This is a genomic window from Chryseobacterium cucumeris (assembly GCF_016775705.1).
Classification (GTDB): domain Bacteria; phylum Bacteroidota; class Bacteroidia; order Flavobacteriales; family Weeksellaceae; genus Chryseobacterium; species Chryseobacterium cupriresistens.
On record NZ_CP068760.1, the window covers coordinates 1,996,032 to 2,013,922 of the forward strand.

Sequence of the window (17,891 nt, forward strand, 5' to 3'; positions counted from 1 at the left end):
ATACTAAGTAATGAGTAATATTTTAATTCCGTTTCAAACTCTAAGAACAACTTCAAAACTTTAAACCTTGAACATTAAACTTTGAACTTCGAATTCCTTTATCCTCCGGTAGAAAAACTCTCAAACGTAGTCATTCCACCATCCACGAAAATGCTTGTTCCTGTGATATAATCTGCAAGGTCACTGGCAAGGAACGCAGCTAAGTTTCCGATATCCTGCGGTTGTCCGATTCTGTTATAAGGAATAAGGCTGAGAAGAGAATTAAGAGCTTCCGGAGTATCCCATGCATTCTGGTTAATCGGCGTCTGAATCGCTCCCGGACAAATGGAATTGACACGGATTTTGTCCGCACCATATTCCTGAGCAAGCGTTTGCATCAACATTCTGATTGCCCCTTTACTGGAAGCGTAATTAGCATGCCCGGCCCATGGAATAATTTCATGCACTGAACTGATATGAATAATTTTCCCACATGCAACAGAGCGGGAAGTGTCGATTCCTCTTCGCAGAAATTCTTTAATGGCTTCTTTGGCGCATAGAAATTGTCCCGTCAGATTAACTCCTATGACCGCATTCCATTGGTCAAGAGTCATTTCAGTAAATTTCGCGTCTTTCTGAATCCCTGCATTATTGATCAGAATATCTACAGTCTGGTACTCAGCAATGACATCCTGAAACATTCTGATGACCTGATCTTCTTTGGAAACATCACATTGGTAGGTCATTCCTTTCCCTCCGGCATCCGTTATTTCCTTTAAAACAGCTTTGGCTTCATCTGTAGATCTTTCTGAGGAATGGTTGACAATGACCGTTGCTCCTGCTCCGGCCAATGATTTTGCAATTCCTGAACCGATTCCACTGGAAGCTCCTGTGACTACAGCCACCTGATTCTGAAGTGATATTTCCATGTTTTGTAATTTGATGTTACTCAAAGTTATGGAAAGATATCAGCAGATAAAAAATTATGATTTTAAAATTTTATTAAAGTTTTTTGTACATCAGATATTGAGGTCGGCTTCTTCCGATTCTGGTCTTACCGTCGTAAATGTATCCTGCCTTAAGGTAAATATGGTAAGCAGAATCGTTTTTCTGATTGACGGCCAATACAATTTCATCGCAGGTTTTAAAGTGGTTTCTGACAAAATCACTTAGTTCAAGCATCGCCGCTTTTCCAATTCCTTTGCCCTGCATCCCGGGATTCACAGATAAAGATCGTAACAACGTTGAGTTTTCATTATCAGTAATTTCCAGTTTATCTTTCCCGAAATCAAGGACAAAAAAGCCTGCAGGCAGATCGTTGTAAAATATAGTCACGGGAAATGCATCGTTATCATCCCGCTCACTGATGCTTTGCAAAGCCTGTTGAGCAGTCGCTGTAAATCTCATCTGATTTTCATCCAAAGCATAGCTGACCCCGGAAAGATCTTCTGGTTTAAAGAATTCTAAATGTATCATAGTATTAGTGATGGTAAATATCTTCATACATTACCCCTGCACGGATTTCCACGGGAAGCTTATTTTCCTCCGGAACAATCGGGCAGTTGTAATCATAAGCATTATAAGCACAGAACGGATGGTAAGATTGATTAAAATCAAGCACAATGGTATTTCCTTTCGGAATCTTGAGATCCATATATTTTCCTCCTCCATACGTTTCTTTTTCATTGGTTGCATCACGGAACGGAAGGAAAAGATAGTCTTTGTATTTTTCCTGTTTGATAAGATCCAGGCTTTGGTATAACGTTACAGTATACGGCTTACCATCCAATGTAAAGGTTGCTTTTCCATATTCCCGATACGTTTTTGTTTTCCCTGAAGACGTAGGAAGTTCAAAGGGTTTTGTATCTTCTGATTTTACAAATTGTGCAGTAACTCTGTATTTAGCATCAAAAGGAAAGAAAGGATGTCCTTTAAAATTTTTAAAATTATCACCTCTTAATGGAGTTTCCTTTGGGTTAAGATATTCTGCATTGAGTTCTTTCTGAAACTTCTGTACCTCTTTCTCTTCCTTTGATATCTTTTTCTGAGAAAAAACCCATAGAGGAAGCAGTAAAAAGAGTATGATATATTTTTTCATGAATTTAAAATTATAAGTAAAGCTATGAATTTTCATTCCAACAAAAGTTAAAATTGTAATAAAAAATATAATCTGTTTTAAATAAAATTCACCTCTGATAATCTAGCATACTTTTTGAAAAACAAAGCTCATGGACAGAAAAAGCTTCATAAAGACCAGTGTTCTGGCAATATCAGGATTTTATTTTCTTCAATCCGAATTATTTCATGCAGCGGAACGAAGAAACAATCAGATCGTGGAAAACAATGATGTTCCCATTGTTATTATTGGCAGTGGATATGGCGGAGCGGTTTCAGCTCTGCGTCTTTGTGAAGCCGGAAAAAAAGTAGTGCTGCTGGAGATGGGTCTTAACTGGGAAAAAGCAGGAATTCCGTTTTCCAATTTGCTGAAACCCGGGAAAAGCTCTGCATGGCTGAAAAACAAAAGCATTGCTCCCTTTATGAATATTTTTTCTCTGACTCCTTTTACCGGAACTCTGGACCGTCTGGATTTTGATCATATTAAAATCTGGGTAGGAAGAGGGGTTGGCGGAGGTTCTCTGGTGAATGGCGGAATGGCTGTCACTCCCAAAGAAAGCTATTTCAGAGAGGTTTTCCCTGATCTTGATGCTGAAAAGTTTTATAATCATTATTTTCCTCTGGTACGGGAAGAACTCAGGGTAAATGTTATTGATGAACAGTTTCTGAAAGACTGTCCTTACTATAAATTCACCCGGATAGGTGAAGCAGAAGCTCACAAAGCTGGCTTTAAAACCATTCGGGTTCCCAATGTGTATGATTTTAAATATATGGAAAAAGAGTTCAGAAATGAAGTTCCCCGCTCTGCTCTCAATACTGAAGTGATTTATGGAAATAACCACGGAAAAAACAGTTTAGATAAAACCTATCTCAAAAAAGCACTGGAAACAGGAAATTTAGAAATCCTTGACCTCCATCGGGTCCAGACTATTCAACTGAATGATGACAAAAGCTATACATTGAATGTCCGGCAGACGGATACTTCCGGAGCTATGATTGCGGACAAAGTTTTCCACTGCAAAAAGCTGATTCTTTCCGCAGGAACAATGGGTACTTTGCAGCTTCTGTTACAGTCTCATGCAGAGAACGGATTTCCCATCCATGAAAAGATTGGTAAAAACTGGGGAAACAATGGAAATTTCATGACCGGAAGAAACTGGGTTAAGCCATTGTCTGGCGGCACCGGAGCTAAGCAATCCACTATTCCGGTAGGAGGAATTGATAACTGGGATGATCCGGAACATCCGTTTTTCACAGAAATTGCTCCTCTGCCCATGGGAATGGATGTGGCTACTTCTTTATATCTGCTCATCAACAGGGTTGATAAAAAGGGAGAAGTTGCCTATCATAAAGCCAGCCAATCCCTGACATTAAACTGGGATGAAAGCAATACCGCTAAAATGAGAGAAAATGCCCAATATTTTATCCGTAAAATGAATAAGGCTAATGGCGGTACAAGAAGCCATTTACTTTTTAATAATGGGTTTGGGGCAGATATCTGTTATCATCCGCTTGGAGGGTGTGTTCTTGGTGAAGCTACCAACGAATATGGAAAGCTAAAAGATCACGAGAATCTGTTTGTGCTGGATGGTTCTTTAATTCCGGGAACCATTGGTGTTAATCCGTTTGTTACGATTACTGCGATTGCTGAATATTGTATTGAAAATCTTATTAAACAGAATGAATTTGCCTGAAATTAAGGCATCTTCCTTACTTCATTAAGATAGTTCCTGATATCATACTCCAACTTTGAAGGGTACATACAATGAAGCTTTTCTGCCAGTGAAGTTCCCAGCTCATGAACCACATCTGCATAGGCAAACAATGCATTCCAGTTTTCTTCAATATCGCTGCCGGAGAAAGTTTTTTCCACTTTATTCCATAAATCAGATGAGAGATATTTTTTGAAGAGTCTTCCGTGTTTATTGGTTGTGATATTATTCCAGTCATGATTTTCGGCAATATACCATTCAATCAAAGGGACAAGATAATCTGTACGCAGGATATTTTCAGACATAAATTTGGCGTAAAAAATGTCTCCGCGTTTCAGGCATTTTGCAACATAAGTTGTATCCCACCAGAAGTCATTCATCCGCTGCTGAAATTCTTTTTCTGTCGGCTGCTGAATCATTATTGACTGATAGGTAGGCGGTTTCATACTATTGGTCAGGTTATCTTTATCTATTAAAACCTTGTATCCTACATCCCAGTCTTCGGGAAGGTTTTCCTGATTGATTTCTTCAATAAATTCCGATACCTGATACAGCTTAAAATCCACTTTTACATGATCTTTATATAAGACCATTTTCATAGCATGCTTTCCGTCAAAAACACGATCATCTTCTTCAATCATGGAAATAGGATCACCAAAAAGGCTGATCCATTTATTTTCCGACTCATAGGATGATCTGTTACCAAAAACAAGCTCCACATCAAGATCACTGAAATCATCTACCGGAGCATAAGGGTTTACCAATGAACTGGTCAGGAGAACAGCACGGATATCAGGATTGTTTTCAGCCCATTGAATAATCTGTTTCAGTTTTTCTTCCCTTGCGCTCATACTTACTTAATAAGACTCTGATATTTTGACGCGATACACATCAGAAGAGTTTCTTTTAATTGATTCTACAAAGAATCCTCCTTCCTCAGGAATAACTTCTTTCAGATCAAAACTTTTGCAGTCTTTTGGCAGCCCGGAAAAGATCAGGGTAAACCAAAAGTCCTTCATAAAGGGAACCGGTGTCCAGTATGGAGAAATTGAAATGTTTTCCGCATGAATCATTTTGCTTCTATGCTCAGACTGATTGTCAAAAAGATAGGTTGAATGCCAGATTCTGATCAGGTTTCCTAAGAATGGAGATGCCGGAAAGCAACAGTGTACAATAACCTGCCTCTCCTCTTCTGTTTTCGCCTGAAGAGATTCAAGGAGTTCCTTGGCAATGACTGGTTTTACAATTACTTCTTCCACCTTTTTATAAGTAATAAGTAATGAGCAATAAATAATAAGATTACTTATTGCTCATTATGGATGTTAATATTCTAATTCTAATTTTTCTTTGGTGTAATTTCTTACTTCCTGGGTCAGTTCAGGGTTATCAGCCAGTTTTTGACCATAGGAAGGAACCATTTCAAGCAGCTTTGCTTTCCATTCTCCATGCAGTTTTTCAGGGAAGCATTTTTCCAGCACATTCAGCATGGCATATACTGCTGTGGATGCACCCGGTGAAGCTCCCAACAGAGAAGCAATCGTTCCGCTCTTGTTTACGACCACCTCAGTTCCGAATTCCAGTTTACCACCTTCTTTTTCATCTTTTTTGATGATCTGAACTCTCTGTCCTGCTACTTTCAGTTCCCAGTCTTCTTCTTTAGCATCTTTGATAAATTCTCTCAAATGCTGCATTCTCTGAGACTTTGTCATGGCAACCTGCTGAATCAGATATTTTGTAAGCGGAATATTATGCCACCATGCCCCGAAAAGTGACCTTAAATTCTTCGTATTTACACTTTCAGGAAGGTCAAGATAACTTCCTTCTCTTAGAAATTTGGTTGAGAATCCTGCAAAAGGCCCGAAAAGAAGCGCTTTTTTTCCATCAATAATCCTAAGATCAAGGTGTGGAACAGACATTGGCGGAGCATCTACCGTAGCCTGAGTATATACTTTAGCATGGTGCTTTTCCACCAGTTCCTGATTATGACTTACCAGCCACTGCCCTGAAACCGGGAAGCCTCCGTATCCTTCACTTTCTTTAATATCTGAGCTGTCCAGTAGCGGAAGCGCGTATCCTCCCGCACCGATAAATACAAAATCTGCTACCACTTCCTGTTTGTGGCTATGGATTCTGTCTTTCACTTTCATTTCCCATGTACCGTTTTCTCTAGGGCTGATATCTTTCACCTCGTGGTATAAGAAAACCTCAACATTAGAATCTTCCAGAAGATGTCTTCCCATTTTTCTCGTCAATGTTCCGAAGTTTACATCTGTTCCCATATCCATCTTCGTTGCAGCCATTACTTCAGACTGGTTTCTTTTACTCATCACCAGAGGAATCCATTCTTTCAGTTTTTCGTGATCTGTAGAAAATTCCATTCCTGAAAAAAGAACAGATTCTGCCATTTTATCGTGGCGTTTTTTAAGGTATTCAGCATCTTTTTCTCCGAATACAAGACTCATATGAGCACAGGAATTGATAAATTCTTTAGGTTCACGGATATATCCTTTGGTAATCAGATAAGACCAGAATTGTTTTGAAATTTCAAACTGCTCTGCAATGCTTTCGGCTTTGGTAATATCAATAGATCCGTCCGGTTTTTCAGGGGTATAGTTGAGCTCACAAAAAGCGGAGTGGCCTGTTCCGGCGTTGTTCCATGCAGCTGTACTTTCTTTGGCAAACCTTCCGAGTCTTTCGAAGATAGCGATTTCAAGATTTGGATCAAATTCATGAAGCAGCGTTGCTAAAGTGGCGCTCATGATTCCGCCGCCTATCAGTACAACGTCGTATTTAGGTTTCGGTGTTCTGCTTGTAAGCGATTGTGACATAATTTTAAAATTTTACTTCAAATTTCGGGAAAAGTTTTAAAAATCAGCACGATTTAATCCGTTATTTTTTTGCTCAGAGGACTTCTTGAGTACACAACAAAAAACCATGGAAAATTTCAATAAAGTACCATTGAAATGATTGATAATATAAAATAGCAGTACGGGTCGCTGCCAGGATTAGTCAATAAAAAAACTTAAGCATTTACTGCCTAAGTTTTTCTATGTATGTTTAACGGGCTTTTATTCCAGCTCCATTTTAATTCAATTTTGCGGTCAGTTTTTTAAACTGCTTTTCAGCATTTTTACCTTCATACAAAATAGCATATACCGTATCAATAATCGGGAGTTTAAGGTTTTTCTGTTTCGCTGTCTTATAAATGGAATCTGCTGCGTAATATCCTTCTGCTACCATGTTCATGGACTGAATGGCAGACTTCACGGTATATCCTTTTCCGATCAGGTTTCCAAGGTTTCTGTTTCTTGAGAAAAGTGAATACGCCGTTACCAAAAGGTCACCCAGATAGGCACTTTCGTTCACATCTCTTGGTGCTTCATAAATCGCTTCCAGGAAAGTTTCCATTTCACGGATTGCGTTGGAAACAAATACTGCCGTAAAGTTATCTCCATATCCTAATCCACTGGCAATTCCTGCTCCTATGGCAAAAATGTTCTTAAGGATCGCACTGTACTCATTTCCTAAAATATCTTTGCTTGTATGCACTTTGATAAAATCTGAACTGAATATTCCTTCAAGTTTTTCAGCGGTTTCATCTTCTACTGCTGCAATCGTAAGATAAGAAAGTCTTTCCATGGCAACCTCTTCGGCATGACAAGGTCCTGCAATAACAGCCTGGTTTCTGAAACCAATTTTAAATTCATCACGAAGATAATGCGCCACCACATCATTTACTTTTGGAATAATTCCTTTAATTGCAGAGATAAAGATCTTGTCTGAATAATCGCACGTCATTTTATCCAGTGTATCAGACAGGTAAATAGACGGCGTTGCCAGCACAATAACATCACAGGCAGATACCAGTTCGTTAATATCTGTTGTCAGTTTTAAACTTTTAAGATTAAAATGTGCCGCCGTAAGATAGGTTGGGTTATGCCCACGAAGCTCAATAGCCCCTTTTACAAATTCATTTCTTACGCACCAGTGTACAACTTTGCAGTTTTCAACAAGCATTTTTACGATAGCGGTTGCAAAACTTCCGCTTCCTACAACTCCTACAGAAATATCCTTTTTATTCTTTTTTGGATTCGAAGATTCTGAAATAATTTTCTTTTTAGCCATAATTGGAATGTGAACTGCAAAGATATTAAAACAAAGACGTAACGCGGGCTTTGAAACTATGATAAAAGCCATTTTCTGAAAAAATTAACACTTCAACACAATTAAATAGTTAATTAGCCGTTAAATACAGAAAAAACTGAATTTTAAATAAAAATAACTCACAAAACTTATTTTTATTTAAATTTGCAGCTTCAAAACCGTTTTAAATTGACTAAGAGAAGAAATATGAAAAAATTTCTAAGCAGCAAGAAGAACGTAAACATTCTCCTGGGAGGACTTTTACTAGTAGTTTTTGCACAGGGTGTCTTCATTGCCAAGCTCTTTTCTGAAAGAGATGACAAAACCTACGAAGTGAACCTTGTAAAAATAAACACTGAAAAAGACAGTGTAGATTATCTAAAAATGAAAACTGATCTTACTCTTGTAGATCAGACTGTTGCCCAGCTCAACTCTTTCCTGAAGTCCAAAGACATTACCAACGAAAAGCTGATGATGCTCAACCAGGACAGTATTTCAAATTCTATTTATCTTTCCAAGCAGGCTAACCGATACAGCCAGTATCTGATGGATCTTCAGAAAAAACTGATGCAGGTTCCTCTAGGAATGCCTACTGACGGCTATATTTCGTCCAATTTCGGGATAAGAAAAAATCCTATCCCGTTCAAAACTGTTTTTGCTTCGGTAAAATCTGGTGCAGCGACTGAGACAAAGCCAGCTGCCGTTGCAGCTGCAAAACCAGAAGTAAAAGCCGAACCCGTTGAGAAAATTGTAGAGCTTACTGACAGCTATGGAAATAAAAGAGAAGTAAAGGTGATGGTTACTCCGAAAGCAAGTCCTGTGGCTGCTGCTCCAGCTCCTTCTACAACGAAAACCGTTGCGGGTATTGCTGCAAAAACTACCATTGCTGAAAAAAACAATCCACCTGCTGAAGCTGATCAGATGCAGTTTCATAAAGGACTGGATATTGCTGTGGCCTATGGTTCCGATGTAAGAGCCGCCGCTGCCGGAACAGTCATTTTCTCCGGACAAAAAGGAGGCTATGGAAACTGTGTAATTGTTTCTCACGGAAACGGACTGGCCACACTATACGGACATTTATCTGAACTTGTTGCTAAGGTGAATGATAAAGTAAAAGTAGGCCAGGTCATTGCGAAATCCGGAAATTCAGGGCGTTCTACAGGACCTCATCTGCATTATGAAGTACACAAAAACAATACTCCGATTAACCCGAAATTGTTTATGAATCTATAAAAAGAAAACTGTCTTATGAGAGGCAGTTTTTTGGTTTTAAAAATTAAAGTATTCATTTAGAGGTCTTTTTTAAACACGAAGAGCACGAATATAACGAATCACGAATATAATTCTCATGATCATAGATCTTCAAAATCTATAAAATCTGCGAGAGAATATTTTAATTCAAAGTTTTTAATTTGCTTTCTTTTGATTCTAAGGAGGCAAAGTTGGAATCAGCAAGCTGATTTAATGAAGCTTAAGGATATTTTCATTGTTAATTCTTATGATATAAAAAAACAGCTGCATTGGCAGCTGTTTTTTTACTTTAAGATTTTAAGCGTTCCTTTCGGATGGGTGAATGTACCGTCCGGACCTGCAATATTTGAATACACGATATTTTTATTATAATCCTGAATATGGGTTACATTGAAACCAAGGTGCGGCTCATGCCAGTATACCATAAAAACATTTTTTGCTACTTCTACTGCAGTATATTCTACAGTGTCCGTACTGTTTTTTGAACTTCCTTCTGTTCCTGTAAACGTCATGGTTTTGTTATCTTTAAAATCAAGAATGAATTTAACTTCTCCAAAGTCCACTTCCACTTTACTTCCGATTACCGGATAGGGTGATTTAAGATCCCAGTCCATTTCTTTAAGATAAACCTTTACTCCCATTTCAAGTTCTTCTTTTCCTGGCAGATCAGGGTATTTTTTTACCATAAAATCTACAATTGCAGATGTAGTTTTGTTCTCTGTTACTGCCTGTTTATAATTTTCCAGATAGTTTTTCACAAAATCAAGAGATTGTGGTGATGTGGAAAGTTCTGCAAAATGAGAAGGAATAACTTTTTCCGGTTTCAAACCTTTCATAGCATCAATCTGCCCTATCCATTGATCAATGGCTTTTACATTCTGAGTGTCTGCCATCCAGAGATGTGAGCCAACAGAAACTGAAATCCCGCCGGCAATGGTTTTAATGGAAGGAATCCACAGAAAACTGTGTGCCGGATCTTCCGGGTTTTGTCTGATTTCAATTTTATTTCCTTCAAGATCAGGAATTGAAGTAACTGCTTCAGGAATTATAATTTCCGATGGTGCATCTGCCTTCAACTGTGGTTTCCACACTCCCATTTTATCATCTTTTGAAGCTGATATAAGATAAGCAGTCTGTGCCGTTGAGATAATTTTAGCATTAGGAAAAGCTTTTCTAATCACATCCAATCCAAAATAAAAATCCGGATCACTGTGAGAAATAAAAACGGTTTTCAGGTTCTTTCCTGTTGCTTTTATTTCTTTTACCAGCTGTTCTGCATACTGTTTCTGAAACTGAGCATCTACAAGTATCGCATCTTTATCTCCATAAATAATGGTAGACGTAATAGGAAAAATAGCTTTGGCTCCCGGATTATAAACTTTCACTTTGAGATTCCCTGCAAATATGCTGATAAATCCCAATAGTGCTAATAACGACCATAATTTTTTTTGTATCATTTCTGTTCTTTTATTGATTAGTAAGCTGCTGTAAAACGTTCACGGATATGGTTGTTCTGCTCCAATTCATCTACCAGAACTACTGCTACATCTTCTACAGAAAGACGGCTTCTTCCGTTTTCATCAAATACCGGAGTTTCCAGTGAAGTCCTGTATTTTCCTGTTCTTTCTCCTACATTAGCCTGATTCATTTCGATAGCAGGGCTGAAGAATGTCCAATCCAACGTATTATTCTCTTTGATCTTGTTTAAATAATCTCTTGCCGCTGTTGCCCCTGGTTTGTAAGCTTCCGGGAAATCAGGAGTATCTACAATCTGTACGTTATCCGGTGTGTAAAGGCTTCCTGCTCCACCTACTACAATCAGTCTTTTTACTCCCGACTGTTCTACAGCTTTTTCAATGTTCTCGGAACCGTTTAAAAAATCGTTGTAAAGGTTAGGGTTGGTCCATCCTGCATTGAATGTACTGATTACGGCATCGCTTCCTTTCAATGTCTCAGCCAGTTCGTTTACATTGTTTACATCAACACTTTTTGCAGTTACATTTTCCTGTGTTTTCACTTTTGATGCATCTCTTACCAATGCTTCTACAGCATATCCTCTGTCTGCTAATTCTGATACTACGTGTGCTCCTACAAATCCTGTTGCACCGATTACTGCTACTTTTTTCATAATGTTTTATTTTTAATTAAATTGTAATAAATTTTGTTACATTTAAGGTTAAAAAATTTTTATTCAAACTGGTCAGTGAATTCCTGTAATGACTTGTCTCCTAAAAAGTTTACCACCAATTGATCTGTTTCTTCAAATAATGTATTTAAATGATTGTTGATCTCTTTTCCAACACTGCATGCCGGATTGGGATTCTGATTTTTTTTACCTAATACTTCTGTATTTTTTACTGCTTTATAGATCTCGGAAATAGTGATCGTTTCAGCATTCTTTGCAAGCTGGCTTCCTCCCTCTTTTCCCTGTCTGCTGATAATAAGGCCTGCTTCTCTCAATACGCTGATCTCCTTTCGGATAATCACCGGATTCACATTGATACTACCGGCCATCCAGTCAGAAGTAAGCCACTCCTGAGGACTTTTCGCCAATAATGTCATAATATGTACTGCCGTAGCAAATCTTGTATTGTTCATTGTAATTACAGGGCAAAGATACACATTTTTTAAATGTAACAAAATTTATTACAGTTAAATTTTTCTTAAAGGATCAGTTTATCCAGATCCAGTAACAGATAATTGATATTCTGATTAATGGTACGGGTTGCCGACTGCATCTGATTCAGCATAGCAGCGCGGTTATGAAGATCATCAGCCCTGTAAAACCCGCCATCACTGAAAATCACAGATTTATCCGCCGCTTCCTTACTATCATCAAACTGGTAATGCAGCCACCTCTGTTTCATATTCCCTATAATGGAATGCTCTTCTTTATTGGAAAACTTTTTCTCTGTGTACATATACCAGATAAAAGGGGGAAAATTCGGAGACTCTAATTTTTCTTTCCAGATATCTCTCAAAAGGTTTCTCTGGTGAATAAACTCTACCTTTTTCCCTTTTGGATTAAGGGTTGCCAGTCCAAAACCTGCTCCCAGAACCCCTCCGCCAATATCGATGGCATTACTCCAGCCTTGATCATGTACAATTCCTCCTGCTATTGAAGCTGCTGCTCCTGCAACAATTGAATATAAAATAAGCTTATTATTTCTTGATGAATTTAAGTTATCCACATAATTTCCAATCTGGGCTACTCTTTCTCCTTCACAGTCGAACTCTGCGGCTACTGCATCCAGTTCCGTAAGAGCAATCGTTATTTTGCTGTTTATTTTTGTCTTCAACTGTAAAACTTTAACCTGGGAAGCAAGGGATGAATCTTTTTTAAGATCAATAATCTGATGAACTTCATCCAGATTATCCAGTGCGTTTAAGATAAGAATACTCTGATCAGAAAATACTTCTTTTAATTCTTTATTGGCTGCCAATATAGAATCTGAATTATAAGACGGAAGTTTGTTGCTGTAGTTATATTTGAACGGCGCTTTACAGTAGCTGTCTTTCAGGGTGAGAATATTCTGCTGAATAGCCTGATTCTTCCTGGAAACACAGGAAGTAAGAAGCCCGAAAACAATCAATAGGTAAAAAAGTTTTTTCATTCAGTGATTTTTTGTGTTATCAGGTATATTGCAAAATAAATTTCTCCATTTTCCCAATTCTCCTATACGAATATAATACAAATAAAAAAATTTACCTGAAATCAGGTAAATTTTTAATCTATTTTTAAGAAGGATTATTTAATATCCAGCAGTTCAACTTCAAAAACAAGCGTACTGTTAGGCCCGATTTCTTTGCTGATTTCCTGATCGCCATACGCTAAGTGTGGAGGAATGATTAATCTCCATTTGCTGCCAACAGTCATTAACTGAAGTGCTTCCGTCCATCCTGAAATCACTCTGTTCAAAGGGAAAGATGCAGGTGTACCTCTTTTTACAGAACTGTCGAATACTTTCCCGGAAATAGTAGTTCCGTGGTAGTGGCATTTTACAGTAGATTTGGGTCCTGGTTTCGGGCCGTCGCCTTCTGTAATGATTTCATACTGTAAGCCGCTTGGTAACTGCACAACGCTTTCTCTTTTACCATACTCTTCCATATATTCTTTACCGTCTTTCAGGTTTTTTTCTGCTAATTCTTTTTTACGTTTAAATAACATATCTGCTACTCCCATATTATAATTTTTTACAAAGATAAGGCTTTTTGGGTTTGGAAGATGGGAGCACGATAAGCGAAGTTTAAAAGCCTGAAGAATTTTCCTCTCAAACAAAGTGACTTTAATTCATTCTCATTAAAAATAAATAAACACTAATAATCAACAAGTTAAAAAGATTATTTTTCAATATTCATTAATCATATAGTCTTACATTTTTGATTTTCAAAGAGCTTTTCCACAAAATTCAAATATTTGTAATACTTATTTAACACAGATTTCGAAACTTGGCGTTATAATTGGATTTTAAAAACTAAATGCCAAATCCACTAAAATATAATAAGAAGTTTGATGAACTGAATGAAGAGGAAAAAAAGCTTCTGGAAATCAATAAAAAAACAATAGCAGATTTTGTTGAACAATCCTCTTCCATCAGCGATGTCAACTATGCTACCAGAAATGCCCATGCCAAAACGTATGCGGTAGCAAAAGGTACATTCAGGATAGAATCTGATATTCCGGAATCACTGCAGCCTTTTTTTGATAAGGAAAAATTTGATCTTACTATACGGTTTTCCAATGCTCAGCTGAAAATTAAGAATACAAGAAAGGATATTCCTGCCTACGGCTTTGCAGTGCAGATCAAGAATGAAAACGGTGGGCTTCTTGCCAATTATCCATTGGTGAATTTTCCCCTGTTTCCTATAAATTCTGTTTCAAATTTTTTGAAACTGTTTACGGCGGTCAACAGATTTTACACCAAAAAATGGAGCAGTTTGTTTACCCTGCTGCTTCAGATGATTAAAATGACTCCTTCCCTGCTAACAGCTGATATGGTTCGTAATATGATTCAACTTCTTCGTAAAAGAAATGATTTTATTCTTTCCTTCGACTATCATTCTATAGGAGCTTACCGGCTTGGAGATCATATCATCAAAATAAAACTGTCTCCTCAATCTGTGGATAAGAACATTGGAAAAAAACAAAAGGTCAAGGATTCTTTAAAAAACTATCTGCAAACCCATGATTTTAAAGCCGATGTTTTAGTGCAGATCTGTTATGACCTGAAAGATCAGCCGATCAACAGACTGAATGTTGAGTGGAGAAATTCTCCTTTTATTAAAATCGGTGAGGTCAGAATCAATAAAAATTCTTTGCTGGATGCGCGGGACTGTACCAATGAATTGCTTTCATTCAATCCTTTTGAAAGTAAAATATTTTTTCAGCCTATAGGAAAAATACAAAAGCTGCGTGATGAAGCTTATAAAGTTTCTGTGCAGACCAGAAGGAAAATTAATAAGTTACTGCATGGGAAAAACAGTTAAAATAATGATGAGTTATGAATGATGAATTTTTGCATGTGATGTGAAAAAGATTGATCCAACTAAAAAATAAAAGACTGTTGTGACAACAGTCTTTACATCTTATTTAAACTTTCGTTCTTCTTCTTTGATAGCCAGATCATTGATACTGGCATATCTTTTTGCCATGAGCCCGTTCTCATCGAACTCCCAGTTTTCATTCCCATAAGCCCTGAACCATTTCCCTTCCTTGGTTTGGTACTCATATTCAAAACGAACGGCAATACGATTGTCGGTGTGTGCCCAATATTCCTTTTTAAGCTTATAATGAAGCTCTTTTTCCCATTTTTTCTGCAGAAATACTACAATCTCTTCTCTCCCATTCACAAAGGTATCTCTGTTTCTCCATTCGCTGTCGATGGTATATGCTTTGGAAACCTTTTCAGGATCCTGACTGTTCCAGGCATCTTCTGCGAGTTGAATTTTTTCCAGGGCCGTTTCAAGAGTGAAAGGCGGAAGCGGATGTTTCTGTTCCATAACTTATTGTATTAAATTGGTCACTATTTTTTTTGATTTTTCAATGAGTTCATTGGATTTGAAAAGCTGGCTTTCTATGATACTGCTTTCAAAAAGCATGTAGACATGATCCGAAAATTCATTATCATCGAGCAATTCTAAAAAAAAATTTCTCAGATCTGCTTTATGAGACTGAATAACGCTCAGTATTTTAGTATTATCCATGGGGATCTCCGACAGAATATTCAGAAAGCTGCAACCTCTGAAATTTTCCTTTTCGTTCATATACACGAGGAAATCGAAAGCATTGATGATCTTGGATTTTAAGCTTTTTTCTTTTGCTATAAAGTGATTGAGCTCACCAAACCAATATTCATGTCTTACCTTCAGAAATTCTACACACAGATCTTCTTTGGATTTAAAATGCTGATAAAAGCTTGCCTTGGCAACTTCAGCTTCGGAAATAATCTGATTGATTCCGGTAGAATTATACCCTTGTTTTGCAAACAATTCGAAGGTTATTTCTACTATTCTTTCTCTTGGAGATTTCATATGCTTTTCTTTTCTGGAACAAATGTATGAAAAAAAATTACATACAGACCAGTCTGTCTGTTTTTATTTTTAATTTTTTTTTTGAGAATTTTTGAAAGCGCAAAGGCGCTAAATTTTTATAGATTTAACATATTTAAGGCGCAAAGATTTTATCTCCGATAAAACTTAATAATGCTAAGAAAGGCTTTGAATGAAACCGGTAATTGCGCAGTAATCTTGCTGAAAATCTTCGATTTTCTTGTGTCTTAAAAGCAGCATAATTTTTATCTTCTTTGCGCCTTTGCGTTGTCCAACTAAGAATATGAATAGAAAAAGCCTCCAGAAATAGATTCCAGAGGCTTGATAGTATATTTTAAATAGGATTACTCTTCCAGTTCTTCTTTCTTCTCTTCTTCTTTTTCAGGGAAGATAACGGATAAAAGAACAGAGATCACCAATACACCTCCTACGATTCCTAATGAAACCGGAGACGGAATATGGATCCATGGCGCAATAAGCATCTTAACTCCAATGAAGGACAGGATAATCGCCAATCCATATGGAAGTTTGCTGAACATATGAATAAAGTTCGCTAACAGGAAATATAATGATCTTAATCCTAAAATAGCAAAGATATTTGATGTATAAAGGATAAACGGGTCATTTGAGATTGCAAAGATCGCCGGGATGGAGTCTACAGCGAAAAGAACGTCCGTAAATTCAATAACACCCACTACTACTAAAAGAGGAGTTGCCATTTTAATTCCGTTTTGGATGGTGAAGAACTTATCTCCATCGTAGTTATCTGAAACTTTCCAGAAACTCTTGATCAGTTTTGCTCCTGCTGTATTACTGTAATCTTCATCGTCACCATCATCACCGTCACCCCATGATTTGATCCCTGCATAGACAAGGAATAATCCGAATAAGGTCATGACTACGTTGATTTTCACTGCTTCACCGAAGATATTCATTTCAGGAAGATAGGTAAGATTAATCAGTCCTACTCCTGCAAAAATGAATATAGCTCTGAAGATCAGCGCTCCGATAATCCCCCAGAAAAGGACTTTGTGATGAAGATATTTCGGAACTTTAAAGAACCCGAAAACGAGGATAAATACAAATAAATTATCCACAGACAAGGCTTTTTCAATCCAATAAGCAGCCTGATACTGTGTAAATTTCTCTACTGCCAAAGCATGGCTTTCAGGGCTTCCGTCGGTATTGAATACCCAATATACCACCCCTGAAAAAACCATGGAAAGCGAAATCCATACGATAGACCAGATGGTAGCTTCTTTGGAAGAGACTTCATGACTTTTTTTATTAAATACCCCTAAGTCCAGGAGCAGCATGATAACAACCGTTACTGCGAATCCCCACACCAGACCAGGGTGCAGTTCTAAAATACTTTGATGTTCCACTTGAGTTATGTTATTATATGATAAAAGCAATAGATGCACAGAGTACAAATATTGCTATTTTATTTATCTTTTGATTGACAATTGATTATAAGTAATTCATCTGCACTGTCTGGATCGTCTGCTCCAGCTTTTTATCTGCTGTAGGATCTCCGATCGCATTGAATTTCCATTCTCCGTTTCTCTTGTAGAAAACCCCCATTACCATGGCAACATGTCCGCTGAAAGAAGCATCATTCGCAATATCATATTTTGCAAAAACTTCTCTCACATTGGTAGGTGATCCTTCATAAATACGGATAGAAGCAAAAGGAATAGTTCCGAAATCCTGGCCTCTGTAGCTGTTCAAAACCATTGCCACATGCTCAACATTCGGTTCCAGCTGGCTGAAATCTACCGTGATTACTTCATTATCCAATCCGTCATCTCCGTTTACGTCACCGGTAAGGTCGTCTCCACTGTGTCTTACAGATCCGTTTCTTGATTTAAGATTTCCGAAATAGATTACTTCTGTAACGTTTTTGTTTGAATCATATAAAATACAGCTTCCGTCCAAGTCTACTGCTTCTTTCTTTGTTCCGAAAAATCCTTTCTTTTCGATTGCTCCCCAGTTGATTCCTACACAAGCCTGGGAAAGCTCAGCTCCATTTTCTTTTTTAAGGTTAATTCTCTGACCTTTTTGTAAGTTGATAGCCATCTTTCTATGTTTAGTTGTTATTTACTTTTTTGCAAAAAAGATAATCTTCTTTGCTTTTCAAAT

Annotated in this window: 19 protein-coding genes; 3 read left to right on the plus strand and 16 right to left on the minus strand. The window is 37.5% G+C overall.

The window, feature by feature from the left end; translation table 11 throughout:
- Positions 1 to 98: 98 nt before the first annotated feature.
- From JNG87_RS08915 to JNG87_RS08925, 3 genes are all read right to left on the minus strand, one after another.
- Entirely contained in the window at positions 99 to 908 is an 810-nt protein-coding gene (locus JNG87_RS08915; protein ID WP_202843524.1) for a glucose 1-dehydrogenase, read from the minus strand.
- Between the two features lie 73 nt (positions 909 to 981).
- Positions 982 to 1,455 (minus strand): GNAT family N-acetyltransferase, encoded by a 474-nt coding sequence (locus JNG87_RS08920; protein WP_238349701.1) that lies wholly within the window; start codon positions 1,453 to 1,455, stop codon positions 982 to 984.
- Positions 1,456 to 1,459: 4 nt separating this feature from the next.
- Positions 1,460 to 2,077, minus strand: coding sequence for a DUF1684 domain-containing protein (locus tag JNG87_RS08925; protein ID WP_202843528.1), 618 nt, complete (start codon positions 2,075 to 2,077; stop codon positions 1,460 to 1,462).
- A gap of 130 nt (positions 2,078 to 2,207) precedes the next feature.
- Between JNG87_RS08925 and JNG87_RS08930 the strand changes: the two genes are divergently transcribed.
- Positions 2,208 to 3,788, plus strand: a complete 1,581-nt coding sequence (locus tag JNG87_RS08930; RefSeq protein ID WP_202843529.1) for a GMC family oxidoreductase N-terminal domain-containing protein — start codon at positions 2,208 to 2,210, stop codon at positions 3,786 to 3,788.
- A gap of 2 nt (positions 3,789 to 3,790) precedes the next feature.
- Here the strand turns inward: JNG87_RS08930 and JNG87_RS08935 are convergent, their stop codons facing one another.
- From JNG87_RS08935 to JNG87_RS08950, 4 genes are all read right to left on the minus strand, one after another.
- The gene (locus tag JNG87_RS08935; protein WP_202843531.1) at positions 3,791 to 4,657 is read right to left on the minus strand and encodes an AadS family aminoglycoside 6-adenylyltransferase; all 867 of its coding nucleotides are present in this window, start codon (positions 4,655 to 4,657) and stop codon (positions 3,791 to 3,793) included.
- Positions 4,658 to 4,663: 6 nt separating this feature from the next.
- Positions 4,664 to 5,065 carry a hypothetical protein gene (locus JNG87_RS08940; RefSeq protein WP_114820683.1) on the minus strand — a complete coding sequence of 134 codons (402 nt, stop codon included), beginning with the start codon at positions 5,063 to 5,065 and terminating at the stop codon, positions 4,664 to 4,666.
- Between the two features lie 63 nt (positions 5,066 to 5,128).
- Positions 5,129 to 6,634, minus strand: coding sequence for a malate dehydrogenase (quinone) (gene mqo, locus JNG87_RS08945; RefSeq protein ID WP_137904875.1), 1,506 nt, complete (start codon positions 6,632 to 6,634; stop codon positions 5,129 to 5,131).
- Positions 6,635 to 6,890: 256 nt separating this feature from the next.
- Complete coding sequence (locus JNG87_RS08950) at positions 6,891 to 7,931, minus strand: NAD(P)H-dependent glycerol-3-phosphate dehydrogenase (protein WP_110009564.1); 1,041 nt, start codon at positions 7,929 to 7,931, stop codon at positions 6,891 to 6,893.
- A 225-nt stretch (positions 7,932 to 8,156) separates the two neighbouring features.
- Between JNG87_RS08950 and JNG87_RS08955 the strand changes: the two genes are divergently transcribed.
- Positions 8,157 to 9,182, plus strand: coding sequence for a M23 family metallopeptidase (locus tag JNG87_RS08955; RefSeq protein WP_202843533.1), 1,026 nt, complete (start codon positions 8,157 to 8,159; stop codon positions 9,180 to 9,182).
- Between the two features lie 302 nt (positions 9,183 to 9,484).
- On the opposite strand, the gene JNG87_RS08960 is transcribed toward JNG87_RS08955, so the two are convergent.
- The 5 genes from JNG87_RS08960 to JNG87_RS08980 form a co-directional block, all read right to left on the minus strand.
- A complete protein-coding gene (locus tag JNG87_RS08960) occupies positions 9,485 to 10,657 on the minus strand; it encodes an MBL fold metallo-hydrolase (protein ID WP_202843535.1) in 1,173 nt (390 codons plus the stop codon).
- A 17-nt stretch (positions 10,658 to 10,674) separates the two neighbouring features.
- Complete coding sequence (locus JNG87_RS08965) at positions 10,675 to 11,328, minus strand: NAD(P)-dependent oxidoreductase (RefSeq protein ID WP_202843538.1); 654 nt, start codon at positions 11,326 to 11,328, stop codon at positions 10,675 to 10,677.
- A gap of 59 nt (positions 11,329 to 11,387) precedes the next feature.
- Positions 11,388 to 11,798, minus strand: a complete 411-nt coding sequence (locus tag JNG87_RS08970; RefSeq protein WP_202843540.1) for an Rrf2 family transcriptional regulator — start codon at positions 11,796 to 11,798, stop codon at positions 11,388 to 11,390.
- 65 nt (positions 11,799 to 11,863) lie between these two features.
- A complete protein-coding gene (locus tag JNG87_RS08975) occupies positions 11,864 to 12,814 on the minus strand; it encodes a hypothetical protein (protein ID WP_202843542.1) in 951 nt (316 codons plus the stop codon).
- Between the two features lie 134 nt (positions 12,815 to 12,948).
- The gene (locus JNG87_RS08980; protein WP_202843544.1) at positions 12,949 to 13,383 is read right to left on the minus strand and encodes an FKBP-type peptidyl-prolyl cis-trans isomerase; all 435 of its coding nucleotides are present in this window, start codon (positions 13,381 to 13,383) and stop codon (positions 12,949 to 12,951) included.
- Positions 13,384 to 13,679: 296 nt separating this feature from the next.
- Here JNG87_RS08980 and JNG87_RS08985 point away from each other — a divergent pair, with 296 nt between their 5' ends.
- Positions 13,680 to 14,687: a catalase gene (locus JNG87_RS08985; RefSeq protein ID WP_202843546.1), complete on the plus strand. Its 1,008-nt coding sequence runs from the start codon at positions 13,680 to 13,682 to the stop codon at positions 14,685 to 14,687.
- Between the two features lie 99 nt (positions 14,688 to 14,786).
- Here JNG87_RS08985 and JNG87_RS08990 read toward each other — a convergent pair whose 3' ends face one another.
- The 4 genes from JNG87_RS08990 to JNG87_RS09005 all read right to left on the minus strand — a co-directional run bounded on the left by JNG87_RS08990 (position 14,787) and on the right by JNG87_RS09005 (position 17,828).
- The gene (locus JNG87_RS08990) at positions 14,787 to 15,200 is read right to left on the minus strand and encodes a DUF1348 family protein (protein WP_202843548.1); all 414 of its coding nucleotides are present in this window, start codon (positions 15,198 to 15,200) and stop codon (positions 14,787 to 14,789) included.
- A gap of 3 nt (positions 15,201 to 15,203) precedes the next feature.
- Positions 15,204 to 15,731, minus strand: coding sequence for a TetR/AcrR family transcriptional regulator (locus JNG87_RS08995; RefSeq protein WP_202843550.1), 528 nt, complete (start codon positions 15,729 to 15,731; stop codon positions 15,204 to 15,206).
- 362 nt (positions 15,732 to 16,093) lie between these two features.
- The gene (locus JNG87_RS09000; protein ID WP_202843558.1) at positions 16,094 to 17,134 is read right to left on the minus strand and encodes a TerC/Alx family metal homeostasis membrane protein; all 1,041 of its coding nucleotides are present in this window, start codon (positions 17,132 to 17,134) and stop codon (positions 16,094 to 16,096) included.
- Between the two features lie 85 nt (positions 17,135 to 17,219).
- Entirely contained in the window at positions 17,220 to 17,828 is a 609-nt protein-coding gene (locus JNG87_RS09005) for a TerD family protein (RefSeq protein WP_047428248.1), read from the minus strand.
- Positions 17,829 to 17,891: the final 63 nt, after the last annotated feature.